We start from the raw sequence: 12,771 nt of genomic DNA, 5'->3' as shown, positions 1-12,771 counted from the left end.
TTGTATAAGAGGAAAGACCCATTCTCTGGTTAGCTTTCTGCTTAGGAAGTCTTGGCAATCAAATCATGCGGGTCAACAAAGCCAATTCTTTCCGTATCATGCCACTTTACCCTGGCACGTTCTGTGGTATGTTTTCCACAGGAAGAGTTCCAATCCCGAAAACCTAAAACGGTGCAAATTCTACCTCGATTTTTCCGGTTTTTATTTTTGTTCAGCGGCTGAACTTCATAAATTGCACCAACTTCAATAACGACTTTTCGTCCCTTTGAACAATAACCAAATTGAAATGTTCTCTGGGTGTCATCCATGCCATCCGTTCTTATCGACATACCCCTTTTCCCTTTTATAAAAGTAGTTAATTGAAAGCATAACATTGCATAACATATCTACAAGGAAATAAAAATCCTGTAAAGTCCTAAATGTAATAAACCATGTAATAAATGGTTGTTTTAGATTGACAGATTTGCACTACCTGTGTATAAATTTGCAAAGTTAAATCCTTGTGATTAAAGGCTTAACATTTATTATTACTTGAAAACAAAGAACTTACAAAAACAGCCGTTTAAGTTTTCTAATCCGTCGGTCGGGAGTTCGAATCTCTCCGGGCGCGTTATTAAGTTGTTTTTCGGCAAAGACTTAAGAAGGAATATGTGCCGGCTGCTTCCGAGATTTAAGGATTCTGCTTGAAATGTCCCCAATTTCTTCGCGGCGAAATAGCTTCCAGCTGCCAGCGTCCAGCAACAGCACCAATCCTGTGGCGAAAAGGCAAACAAAAAGCGTTGCCGGGCGCACTGTATCAGCAGGATGGGGGTATGGCGCTCAAGTGGCAAGTTTCGGGGGGGGTAGGGGGCAAATCCCTATTGGACATCGGGTGTTTTGGCCCCGCTGGTGCTGTTCAAAAAAGGATATTGGTGAAAAACAAACTTGTTCTTAGGCCAATTCCGTTTACCCTATAAGATGCTAATCCTCCGCAAAAAACAGCGATGTTTTGCGGTTCAGGATGGATAACTAACATCATTTATGACAGGAGGTTGCCGTTATGAGACTCAGATTCATTATTGGATTCGCTTTTCTTGTACTGACTGCGTGCAGTGTTGCGGACTCCGATCCAAACTTTTTCATCTTCCTATGCTTTGGGCAGTCCAATATGGAAGGTTTCCCGGGCATAGAATCACAGGATAAAACTGGAGTGGATAGCCGTTTCCAGGTCCTGGCGGCTGTCGATTTTCCCTCGTTAAACAGGACCAAGGGGACCTGGTACGATGCGGTGCCGCCATTATGCCGGCCTAATTCAGGGCTTTGCCCTGCTGATTATTTTGGCAGGACTCTCGTTGCAGGCCTTCCCAAAGAAATTCGTGTCGGTGTAGTGAATGTATCCGTAGCCGGCTGCAAAATTGAGCTATTCGACAAAAACACGTATGCGGATTACGCGTCAACGGCTCCGTCGTGGATGGCCAATATTATCAAAGCATACAACAGTAATCCTTATCAGTACCTTGTGGATATGGCCAAATTGGCTCAGAAAGACGGCGTGATTAAGGGAATTCTTCTGCATCAGGGAGAATCCAACACCAATGATGTGCAATGGCCTTCGAAGGTCAAAGGTGTTTATGATAACCTGATCAAGGACTTAAACCTCAAGGCCGAACAAGTCCCGTTGCTGGCCGGCGAAGTTGTGCATGCGGATCAGGGAGGGGCGTGTGCAAGTATGAATTCGATTCTGGCCAAGCTGCCTGAAACGATTCCGAATGCACATGTCATTTCTTCAAAAGGGTGCCCCTGTCATCCGGATCACTTGCATTTTACGCCGGCCGGATATCGCCTGCTGGGCAAGCGATACGCCTGGAAAATGCTGTCCTTGCTTGGTTATCCAGCCTCTGAAACCCAGGAGTCTGATGAGCCGCTTGTCGTCTCAACGGAAACTGCCTCCAGAACCGTCGAAGATGGTGGAACCGGTCCCTGGCCTGCGGTGATGGTGACCGACAGCACGCTGGAAACACATACGATTTTCCGCCCCAAAGACCTCAGCGCCTTCGGCGAAACAAACAAGCTGCCGATTATTGCCTGGGGCAACGGAGCTTGTGCCAATTCGCCGTGGGAACATGTGAACTTTTTGTCTGAGGTGGCCTCGCACGGCTTCCTGGTGATAGCAATCGGGCCAATGCCGCAGGAAGGACAGCGGGGCGGCGGACGGTCAACCTCATCACAGTTGATCGATGCCATTGACTGGGCGATTGCTCAAAACAGCAAAAAGACAAGCCCTTATTATGGCAAGATCGATACCACCAAAATCTCAGTCAGCGGGATGTCCTGCGGCGGGCTGCAGACCCTGGAAGTGGCTCCCGACCCGCGCATCACGACTGCGGTTATCTGCAACAGCGGCATTTTGGGCACGCCGGGAAGCGGCATGCCGGGTATGCCCAGTCTGAACAAAGAGCATCTTGAAAAACTGCATTCACCGACATTATACATTCTGGGCGGAGAGTCAGATATTGCTTATAATAATGGGATGGATGATTTTCGCCGGATTAATCATGTGCCGGTTTTTGCGGCCAATCTGAATGTGGGGCACGGCGGAACCTATCGCCAACCCCATGGCGGTGAATTTGCTGTAGTTGCCACGGCCTGGTATCAATGGCAGCTGAAGGGGGATCAGGAGGCCGCAAAAATGTTCACTGGCGATCCTTGTGGATTGGCAAAGAGGGCCGGCTGGAAAGTCGAGAAAAAGAATATACCCTGATCGTTGCCCAAACAGGCTTACAGACCAGAAATCAACAAATTCAGCTAAAACAAAAACAGGCCCTGTCTTATCGACAGGGCCTGTTTCAAACGTTTGTTTTGTAATTAATCAGGGCAGGGGTTTGACCAGGATGTTCTTGAAGTACACGGTGCTTCCGGGATCATGTCCCTGAAGGGCGAATGTGCCGCTGGACAGCTTTCGGCCGGGCATCCCGGGATAGCCGGTCTGGCTGATGCCTTCCGGTTCTGTGTAGTCGACGGTAACCACACCGTTTACCTTGACGGTGATGTGCTTGTCCTTGACAATGATATGCTGGGTGAACCATACATTGTCTTTGGCGGGAGCTTCTTTGACATCTACCACGGCATACAGCCCGCCGGTACGACGCCAGTCTCCGTGGCTGTTGTTGACCTGGACTTCATAGCCCTTATCAGGCCACCCGGAGTCTTGATACTGGGTATGGAAATACATGCCGGAGTTGGAATTGGGCAGGGTCATCACGTCGGCTTTCCACTCGAAATTCCTAAAATTTGCATTCATAACCGGACCGGTATAAAACAGGTGACTGCGTTCGCCGTTGACGACGATTTTGCCATCCTGAACTTTGAAGGTGTTTTTATTTTCGTTGGCAGTCCAGCCATTGAGCGTCTTTCCGTCAAAAAGACTGATCCATCCATCGGATTGAGCGGTTTTTGCGGATTGACAACCGCCCAGCAGAATGCAGGCACAGAGGAGGGGGGCAACAATAAGTCGTGTCACATTTGTCTCCTTACATAAAAGTGATTAATTTGGTTTTTAGCGGTACTACCTGTTTATAACCCGCTTAAGTACAATATTCCATTGTGTCCATGGTTCTTGTAGGATGTTGTGATTCCCCAATTGGCTACAGAATATTTTTAGATATTGATCATATCTGAAATTTCCTGTTCAGTGACAATGCCAAAAAGCCGTATTTTACACGCAGGCGACGAGTCTGTAAAAAAACGTATAACTCCTTGTGAATACTCTGGATACAGTAATCCGTTGTGGCGAATTGATATCCGGATTAATACGGATTTTTAAAAATAAGGTAAACGCGATAGGCAAATGTGGAGTATATGTACATAATATCAAAAAAAGAGAAGGGCTGCCCGAGGGCAGGCCCTTCCGGAGGGGAGAAAACTCTTTATTAGTCTATACGTCCTGGGGGGGCGTATGTGCTATTCTTTTTAAGTTGATGTGGCTGGATTTTAAGGGGATTTTTTCAGTTGGCAATAAAAATCTCCTCAAAACATAGGATATTTTCAAAAAAATTGATTGGATGAAGGTTTCGGGGGTGGGAAACAAAAAAAACCCGACTATAAAAGCCGGGTTTTTTGTTGGTTTATAACAGATTATTGTTAAATCTTACCGATAATCAGCGCACAGTTATGACCGCCAAATCCCAGGGAATTACTTAAGGCATACCGCACATTGGTCTTTCTCGCTGAGCCAGGAACGTAATCCATCTTTGGGTCGCATTCGACATCCACGGATTCAAGATTGGCTGTGGGGTGGATGATTCCAGTTTCGATGGTCTTGGCCGTGACAAGCAGTTCAATGGCACCGCTGGCTCCGAGGGTATGCCCCAGGCAGCTCTTGGTGGAACTGACAGCCAGTTTGTAGGCATGAGAACCAAAAACCGACTTGATCGCAATGCTTTCAGCGGCATCATTGAGCTGAGTGCTTGTGCCGTGAGCATTAATATAATCAATCTGGTCGGGATTCAATTTTGCCTGTTTGAGTGCCAGCCGCATAGCTTCAGCGCCGCCGGAACCGTCGGCCAGCGGGGCGGTGATATGATGTCCGTCCCCGGTACCGCCATAACCCAGCATTTCAGCGTAAATTCGGGCGCCGCGTTTTTTGGCATGTTCATATTCTTCCAGCACCAGGATGGCAGCCCCTTCAGACAGGACAAAGCCATCGCGATCCTTGTCAAACGGGCGACTGGCCTTCTGGGGGGCGTCATTTCGTGTGCTCAACGATTTCAGAGCACAGAATGAAGCCAGTCCAATTGGCGTCAAAGCCGCTTCCGAACCGCCGGTAATGGCAATATCGCTGCGGTCGTTCAAAATATTGTAAAACGCTTCACCAATGGCATGGCTGGCCGAAGCACAGGCTGTAACCACGCAGAAATTAGGTCCGCGTAATCCCCATTGAATGGAAATACAGCCGCTTGCGGCATTCCCCATCAGTTTGGGCACACAAAATGGCGATACCCGGCGGGGGCCTTTGTCCAGAAGACGAATGTGCTGGTCTTCGATTTCCTTGATGCCGCCAATGCCTGTTCCGACAATGACTGCAACCCGGGTTTTATCCTCTTTTTCGAAGTCCAAACCACTGTCCTTGACCGCTACGATAGATGACGCAAAAGCCATCTGCGTAAACCGATCCATGCGGTTGGCTTCATGAATATCGATATATTTGCCCGGATCGAACTGTTTGATTTCGCCGCCGAACTTAACCGGATACAGAGACGTATCGAAATGTTCGATAGTCGATACCCCACTTTGGGCCTGACATACGGCGTCAAATAAGGATTCAGCGGTTTCTCCCAGTGCAGTGATGCAGCCCAGGCCCGTAATGACAACTCGACGATTTGACATTCCTGACCCTGTAGTTATTCGCTGCCTTTTTTCTTCATCACATCGACAATATAATCGATCGCGGCGCCGACCGTCTGAATCTTTTCGGCTTCTTCATCCGGGATGCTCATATCAAAAGCATCCTCAAACTCCATAACCAACTCAACGGTATCCAGGGAATCGGCATTGAGGTCGTTAATGAACGATGTTTCGCGGCTGATTTCGGCTTTATCCACGCCCATCTGCTCGCTGACGATTTCAATCACTTTGGCCTCGACAGTCTTGATATCAACATTTTCGCTCACGTGCTGTTCTCCTTTATCGAAAGTAAACTTTTTCAATCCATTTTGTTTTTGACTGCGAACAGTCGGCGGTAATATACCGGCCTGATAACCTGTTTTCAACGTTTTTTTTAAAAATCTTCTGTCAATTGGATACTTACTACATCGCCATTCCGCCGTCCACACACAGGACCTGACCGGTAATGTAACCAGCCTCATCGCTGGCCAGGAAGGCGACCGCCCGCGCGACATCTTCGGGGGTGCCGAATTTACGCATCGGAATGACGTTCATCGCTGCTTCTTTGACCTGTTCGTGCAAAACAGCCGTCATATCCGTCATAATAAAGCCTGGGGCGATACAGTTGGAAGTGACGTTTTTCTTGCCGACTTCACGAGCAATCGATTTACTCATGCCAATCAGACCGGCCTTGCTGGCAGCATAGTTGGTGGAGCCGGCCTGCCCCATTACTCCGGCAACCGAGGCAATATGAATCAGACGCCCAAATTTATTACGGACCATGGAACGGGCCGCAACGCGGGTTGCAACAAAGGCTGCTCGCAGATTGACATTCATCACCCGATCAAAATCCTCATCATCCATCTGAATCATCAGTTTATCACGGGTAATTCCGGCATTATTGACCAGGATGCCAATACCGCCGTTTTGCTCTGCAAGTTCTTCTAATACCTGAGTCAGTTTGTCGGTTTGCGTGATATCCACACAACGGGTTATGACCTCGAACCCGGCGGTTTTACATACGGATTCCAATTCAGCAAGCTGCTGGGCATTCAAATCCAGCCCCGCAACCTTGCGTCCCTGCTTAAGAAGCTCCAGAACAATCGCCCGGCCAATACCGCGGGCCGCTCCGGTGACTACTGCCAAACGTTTCTCTGTCATACAATTCTCCAACTCAAAATAAAGATATTGTTGGTCGTTAATTGGGTTTACGTATTATAGCGATTCAAGACTTTCAAGAGAGCTGATATTCACAATATCTGCTCTGCGATGAATACGCTTCATTAAGCCAGTTAATACACGATTAGGGCCAATTTCCACAAATTTGGTAACCCCGTCGGCAATCAGTTTTTCCATGCATTTCTGCCAGAGGATGGGTTCAACAAGCTGCCGGACAAGACCCTGACGAATCTGCTGGGCAGAGCCATAGTACTCCGCCGAAATGTTGGCAATAACCTGGATAGAGGATGGATCCTTCAGGGGACAACTGGCCAGTGCCTGTTCCAGTGCCTCTGCCGCAGGTCTCATCATAGTCGTATGAAATGCCCCCGCTACCGCCAGCGGAACAGCTTTCATGGCACCATATTTTTCCGCAAGTCCCGTAGCTCTGTGGCAGGCTTCGATGGCACCGCTGATGACGATTTGTCCCGGGCAGTTGAAATTCGCCGGAGTCAGCAGCTGGCCTTCGGAGGCCTCCTCGCACAGTTGGCGGACCGTCGGTTCATCCAGTCCGATCAGACTGACCATGCCGCCGCGAGAGCTATTGGCTGCTGCCTGCATGGCCTGGCCGCGTTTGAGAACCAGCTTTAAGGCATCTTCAAAGCTCATCAAGCCTGCCGCATACAGCGCCGTATATTCGCCCATCGAAAGACCGGCTGTAACCTGCGGGGTCAAAGCCGGGGCTTTTTCACGTACCAGCTCCAGCAGGGCGGCAGATACGGTGAAAATAGCAGGCTGCGAAATTTCAGTACTATTTAACTTTTCTTCGGGTCCTTGAAAACACAGGCTTTTCAGATCAAATCCGACGATGCCGCAGGCCTTATCAAACAGGGCAGCGGCGGCAGGGAATGCGGCCGCGATATCAGCGCCCATCCCCACAAGCTGGGCTCCTTGTCCCGGAAATATAAAAGCAATTTTACTCATCTGAATCCTTGACAATGCGTTTGGCCAATTATAGCTGAATAACGTTGGCACCCCAGGTTAATCCGCCGCCAAACGCAACCAGCAGCACAATATCGTTTTTCTTCAAACGCCCGGTCTGCCTTGCTTCATTTAACGCAATCGGAATTGACGCGGCGGATGTATTGCCGAATTTATCAATGTTGATGAAAATCTGGTCATCACTGAAATTCAGACGTTTACCGACGGATTCAATAATCCGGGCGTTCATCTGATGGGGGATGAATAAAGCGATGTCTTTGATATCCAGATCGCATTTTTCCAGACATTCATTTACCAGTTCTACGATCCGGCGAACCGCTGTATGATAGACTTCCTTGCCGTTAATGGTCATATAGACCATCTTGGGGTCAGGCAGGGGTTTGCCCACAGGATAGCGCGAGCCGTAGGCTTTGCAATGCAGCGATGTCCATCCGCTGCCGTCGGAGAATGCGGTGCTGTACATCACACCCATGGATGTGCCCTGATGATCCGCTTTCAGAATCACGGCCCCGGCGCCATCGCCAAACAGGATACAGCTTCCCCGGTCTGTATAGTCGGTAATACGGCTGAGTGTTTCGGCACCGATGACCATAGCGGTGCGGTAACGACCCGCGCCAATGAATTGCTGGGCAATCGAGAGTCCATACACAAATCCGCTGCAGGCTGCAGACAGATCAAAAGCCCAGGCGTTGACAGCGCCAATCGCGTTCTGCACAAAGCAGGCCGTTGACGGGAATACCATTTCCGGCGTAATGGTCGCTACGATGATCAGGTCCAGCTCTTCCGGCTTCATGCCGGCATCAGCCAACGCCCGGCGTGCCGCTTCAGAGGCTAACACAGCCGTCGTTTGTTCCTCGGAGGCGATCCGACGCTGTTTGATGCCTGTGCGGGTGGTGATCCATTCGTCATTGGTTTCCACCATCTTGGCAAAGTCGTCGTTAGTCAGCACTTTATCCGGCACACAAGAACCTGTTCCGGCAATGACAGCACAGGTGGGCTTTGTGGCTTGTATTGTTGGATTATTCACCATTTGATTTTATCGCTGATTTAGCCAGAGCCTGCACAATATGCTCGTTAATCTTTTTCTCTGAAAATCGTTTACAGGACAGGATGGCGTTTTTGATTGTACGGGCCTTGCTGGAGCCATGGCAGATAATGGAAGTACCGTTGACCCCCAGCAGCAAAGCTCCACCGTATTCATGATAATCGTATTTTTTATATATCTTTTTGACCACCGTTTTAAACCACAGGGCCAGCAGCTTGTTGCGCTGCATCAGTTCCTCGCGAATGACCTGAAAGAGCATACCGACAGCACCCTCGGTCAGCTTCAGAACCACATTGCCCACAAATCCTTCGCAAATGACCACATCACATTTGCCTTCAAACAAATCGCGGCCTTCGATATTCCCGACGAAGTTGACTGTCGGGTCGGATTTCAGCAGCGCCCGGGTCTTTTTGATTAAGTCCGTGCCCTTGGCCTCCTCTTCGCCAATATTCATAATACCGACACGGGGATTTTGAATACCCAGCATTAAATTGGAATAGGAACCAGCCATTACCGCATACTGGTATAAATGAATAGGCTTACAGGCAATGTTGGCTCCGACATCACAAATCGTAATCGGGCCGTTGTACGTGGGCAGCACAACGGCAATACCGGGACGAACAACCCCTTCCAGGGTTCGCATTCGCAGCTGGCAGGCAGCCACGCAGGCACCGGTATTGCCTGCCGACAGGACTGCATCGACCTGTTTATGCGAGGCGATACGTGCCATGATGGCGATTGAGCTTTTGGGTTTTTTACGCAGCGCATCGACAGGAGACTCATCCATGCCGATGACTTCCGGGGCGTGAAAAATACGGAACGTATCTTCTGGCGCTTTCAAGGTCTTCAGGTGGGAACGTATGGCTTCCTCGTCTCCCACTAAAACCAGTTCGTCATCGGAGCCGAGCAGATCCTTTGCTTCCAGCGCGCCGGCAATAATCTCGCCGGGGGCGTAATCCCCGCCCATCGCGTCGATGGCAATCCGCATAACTTACTCTTCAGCCTCCTGACCGAGTTTCAGTGTAATATCCGAGTTGACATACCCGCATTTTCCGCACGCGGCATGTGGCAGTTTGGCTGCACCGCATTTCTTGCACAGTGAGTAATTCACCGGCTTGAGGGCCTTATGCGCCCGACGGGAGCGGATCGTCGAATGACTTTTCTTTTTTGTTGGTAGCATTTTAACTCCTGAAACAACGTTTTAATACACACCGTTTTTCCTGTCCGAACTCGGTTGTGCGACCCTTCATGGGTCGTCAAACCGTATAAAAATCTATACCAGACTACAGGAACCGAGTAAAGTAAATTAATAAAGGGCTTTTAATTATCCGAAATTCCGCGAAAAGTCAAGAGACAATTTGTCATGAAAAATAAGGTAATGAGCCGTTTTTGGTGTTGAAATTTACATAAATTTAGGATATTATTCCTGGTTTGTATTGTTAATAAGCTGGCTGTTCGACTCTGGTGTGTGCATTTTATTGGAAAACAAAGGAGATGAACAGAACCGGAAGGTGGATTCTCGGAAGGCCTCCAAGACTGTATAAAATGGATTGTTAATGGCTAAAATTGAGATCCTATGGTTCGCGAAATGAATCGAATCCCATTGTATGAGGCAATACGGCGAAAAAAAGAGGCCGGTGGTCTTAATCAAACGCCGCAGGCTCAGCCTGTGCCTCAACAGCAGCCCAGGACCGAACCGCGAATCCAGTTAAAGCCGTCTCCGACCCAGGCCAAACAGGTTCCAGCTCAGCCAAAGCCTTTAACTAAACCTGTTGCCAGACCAGTAGTTACGTTAAAAGGAAGGGTTTTGAAACAACCCAAACAGGCTTCTCGGACTATGGAACTGGTCAGAGAAGTGCTTAACGATAAAGTATTGCTTAAATGGGTCGCAATAGCTGTCGGGATAGTGCTGGTTGTGGTGCTGTTGATAACGATGGCGGGTAAGATCAGCCGAAACAAACAAGATCAGGTGGTTGTTTCCGGCCAAACGCCCAAAGAACAAGAAGAGGTGTCAAATGAAGACCTGACAGATCTGGATACCCAGATGCTGTCAAACCCCATTGTCCCGGTTGTTCCAAAACCAGAGGTAAAACAGCAGGAGACTGCGGTGGTGCCTGTGCCGGCCAGGACGCAGGCGCCTGTCAAGCCGGAAATGCCCGCGGCGATTCAGAATGAGTTCCAAAAACCGCCGGCGGAAATAAAGACTGAGCCGGTAAAGGTGACCTCGACAGGTGACAATGCGATTGTCATTGTAGCCTATACAAAACAGAATGATTTGATTCCTGTTCAGGCTTATTTTAAACAAAATGGGATTGAAACTGAGGTGATTCAGCGTGGCAGCTATTTTCTGCTGGTCACCAAAAACCGTTTTGAAAACCCCGAAAAAACGGGCACTGACGGGTATCAGATGAAGCAGACAATAAAACGTATCGGGGCTAAATATAAGGCCCCCGAAGGGTATGAGCGGTTTGGCTCTACCCCGTTCCAAGATGCATATGGTATGAAAATGAAATAAGTATCAGGAGAATTCAGAATGTCAATTGATCGTTCTTTGAAAGTCAAAGGTGCGTTGTCCAGACATCGCAATGTTCTCAGCCGCGGTGAGCGAATTGAGGTGCTCAAGCAGGAAGATCGCTGGGATGAGGATAAATCGGTTATGGGGCTGCCCAAGGTTGCCCACCGCAAAGCCGGTACCGGTAAGAAGGCTGCCAAAGAAGAAGCTGCCGCTGCTGCTCCGGGGGCCGCTGCTGCTCCGGCTGCCGGTGCTGCCGCAAAGAAATAATGTCCGGAGTCCGATGAACAATAGATAATCAGACCATCCGGAACACAGCCTTGCTATGATTCCGGATGGTTTTTTATGCGCCCGCGTTACGCCGAATATACTGACCCTGAATGAAATTGTCCGCCCGAAGCGCGGCGATGTGCCTTTTCGGTGTATTCTGTGGCTATCTTCGCGGCAAAATGAAACTTGTTAAGTAGAGTAAAGGAATTTGCCATGCGTCCATTTCTTGCCGATCGTACTCAGCTGATAGATGCTAGCGGAATCCGCAAGGTTTTCGCTCTGGCTGCCCAGTTAAAAGACCCCGTGAATTTCTCTATCGGTCAGCCGGATTTTGATGTGCCCGAGCCGATTAAAAAAGCTGCCATCCGCGCAATTGAGGCGGGTTTTAACCGGTATTCGCAGACCGCCGGCGAACAGAAACTCATTGATGTTATCAAAGCCAAAGTGGCTGCCGACTACGGCTGGCAGAATCCCCAGTGTTTTGTCACCTGCGGCGTTAGCGGCGGCCTTCAGCTGGCTTTTATGGCCACTATTAATCCCGGCGATGAAGTGATTGTCCCTGATCCGTATTTTGTGATGTATAAACACCTGGTCAATATGCTGGGCGGCAAATGCGTATTTATCGATACCTATCCGGATTTCCGGCTGCCGGTCGAGCAGATTGAAAAAGCAATTACACCCAAAACCAAACTGCTGATACTGAACTCGCCGGCAAATCCCTCAGGCGTGGTCTATACCAGACAGGAAGTCCAGGCTGTGGCAGAAGTAGCACGCAAGCACGGTATTCTGGTGCTCAGCGATGAGATTTATGAGGATTTCTGCTATGACGGACCCTGTCACAGTATTGCCAGGTATTATGAAGGCACGCTGGTTTTGAAAGGCTACAGTAAAACGTATGCAATGACCGGCTGGCGTATGGGGTATGCCGCTGCCACTGAAGTCCTCAAACCGCTGATGGACAAGATGATCCAGATTCAGCAATACACCTTTGTCTGTGCACCCACGCCGTTCCAGATTGCCTCCATTGAGGCGATGAGCGTGGATATGACCGACTATGTCAATGCCTATCGCAGAAAACGGGATCGCATGCTCGAGGGCTTAAGCAGAGGATACGAGGTTGTCAGGTCTGGCGGGGCATTCTATCTGTTTGTCAAGGTGCCGCCAAAATATCCCAATGCGACTGTCTTTGTCCAGAAAGCGATTGAAAACAATGTCTTGGTTATCCCCGGCAATGTGTTCAGCGAGCGGGATACGCATTTCCGTATCAGCTATGCCACGACAGATGCCAAGATTGAGCAGGGGATTGATATCCTCAATCGGCTAAGCCTGGGATAGACTATCCCGGATTGATGTTATCCGAAGGCGAAAGAGTAAGGCGTATTCTTTCGCCTTTTTTGTTGGCTTAAGGGCTTGCAGTGCGAGC

At 49.3% G+C, this 12,771-nt stretch carries 13 protein-coding genes; 4 read left to right on the top strand and 9 right to left on the bottom strand.

Going from position 1 to position 12,771, the window contains the following annotated elements; translation table 11 throughout:
- Positions 1–41: 41 nt before the first annotated feature.
- On the bottom strand, positions 42–329 hold the full coding sequence (locus ACQ9LF_RS10155) for a hypothetical protein (protein ID WP_462489287.1): 288 nt from the start codon (positions 327–329) through the stop codon (positions 42–44).
- Positions 330–1,039: 710 nt separating this feature from the next.
- On the opposite strand from ACQ9LF_RS10155, the gene ACQ9LF_RS10150 reads away from it, so the two are divergent.
- A complete protein-coding gene (locus ACQ9LF_RS10150; protein WP_462489286.1) occupies positions 1,040–2,740 on the top strand; it encodes a sialate O-acetylesterase in 1,701 nt (566 codons plus the stop codon).
- Positions 2,741–2,848: 108 nt separating this feature from the next.
- Here the strand turns inward: ACQ9LF_RS10150 and ACQ9LF_RS10145 are convergent, their stop codons facing one another.
- From ACQ9LF_RS10145 to rpmF, 8 genes are all read right to left on the bottom strand, one after another.
- Positions 2,849–3,499, bottom strand: coding sequence for a 3-keto-disaccharide hydrolase (locus tag ACQ9LF_RS10145; protein ID WP_462489285.1), 651 nt, complete (start codon positions 3,497–3,499; stop codon positions 2,849–2,851).
- 620 nt (positions 3,500–4,119) lie between these two features.
- Complete coding sequence (fabF, locus tag ACQ9LF_RS10140) at positions 4,120–5,364, bottom strand: beta-ketoacyl-ACP synthase II (RefSeq protein WP_462489284.1); 1,245 nt, start codon at positions 5,362–5,364, stop codon at positions 4,120–4,122.
- A gap of 14 nt (positions 5,365–5,378) precedes the next feature.
- On the bottom strand, positions 5,379–5,630 hold the full coding sequence (gene acpP, locus ACQ9LF_RS10135) for an acyl carrier protein (RefSeq protein WP_462489321.1): 252 nt from the start codon (positions 5,628–5,630) through the stop codon (positions 5,379–5,381).
- Positions 5,631–5,784: 154 nt separating this feature from the next.
- Positions 5,785–6,522 (bottom strand): 3-oxoacyl-[acyl-carrier-protein] reductase, encoded by a 738-nt coding sequence (gene fabG, locus ACQ9LF_RS10130; protein ID WP_462489283.1) that lies wholly within the window; start codon positions 6,520–6,522, stop codon positions 5,785–5,787.
- Between the two features lie 54 nt (positions 6,523–6,576).
- Positions 6,577–7,503 carry an ACP S-malonyltransferase gene (gene fabD, locus ACQ9LF_RS10125; protein ID WP_462489282.1) on the bottom strand — a complete coding sequence of 309 codons (927 nt, stop codon included), beginning with the start codon at positions 7,501–7,503 and terminating at the stop codon, positions 6,577–6,579.
- Between the two features lie 28 nt (positions 7,504–7,531).
- A complete protein-coding gene (locus ACQ9LF_RS10120) occupies positions 7,532–8,551 on the bottom strand; it encodes a beta-ketoacyl-ACP synthase III (RefSeq protein WP_462489281.1) in 1,020 nt (339 codons plus the stop codon).
- Entirely contained in the window at positions 8,541–9,554 is a 1,014-nt protein-coding gene (gene plsX, locus ACQ9LF_RS10115) for a phosphate acyltransferase PlsX (RefSeq protein WP_462489280.1), read from the bottom strand. Before plsX ends, ACQ9LF_RS10120 begins: the two co-directional genes overlap by 11 nt.
- Positions 9,555–9,557: 3 nt before the next feature.
- Complete coding sequence (rpmF, locus tag ACQ9LF_RS10110; RefSeq protein WP_462489279.1) at positions 9,558–9,746, bottom strand: 50S ribosomal protein L32; 189 nt, start codon at positions 9,744–9,746, stop codon at positions 9,558–9,560.
- Positions 9,747–10,373: 627 nt separating this feature from the next.
- On the opposite strand from rpmF, the gene ACQ9LF_RS10105 reads away from it, so the two are divergent.
- The 3 genes from ACQ9LF_RS10105 (at position 10,374) to ACQ9LF_RS10095 (ending at position 12,683) form a co-directional block, all read left to right on the top strand.
- Positions 10,374–11,081: a hypothetical protein gene (locus ACQ9LF_RS10105; protein WP_462489278.1), complete on the top strand. Its 708-nt coding sequence runs from the start codon at positions 10,374–10,376 to the stop codon at positions 11,079–11,081.
- An 18-nt stretch (positions 11,082–11,099) separates the two neighbouring features.
- Positions 11,100–11,348, top strand: a complete 249-nt coding sequence (locus ACQ9LF_RS10100; RefSeq protein ID WP_462489277.1) for a small basic protein — start codon at positions 11,100–11,102, stop codon at positions 11,346–11,348.
- A 213-nt stretch (positions 11,349–11,561) separates the two neighbouring features.
- Complete coding sequence (locus ACQ9LF_RS10095) at positions 11,562–12,683, top strand: pyridoxal phosphate-dependent aminotransferase (protein WP_462489276.1); 1,122 nt, start codon at positions 11,562–11,564, stop codon at positions 12,681–12,683.
- The last annotated feature ends 88 nt before the right edge of the window (positions 12,684–12,771 follow it).

Origin of the sequence: Anaeroglomus insulsum (assembly GCF_050689095.1) — a bacterium.
GTDB classification, from domain to species: domain Bacteria; phylum Planctomycetota; class Phycisphaerae; order Sedimentisphaerales; family Anaerohalosphaeraceae; genus Anaeroglomus; species Anaeroglomus insulsum.
The sequence above is the reverse complement of the archived record's forward strand: the minus strand, read 5'-3'. Positions and strand labels throughout refer to the sequence as shown.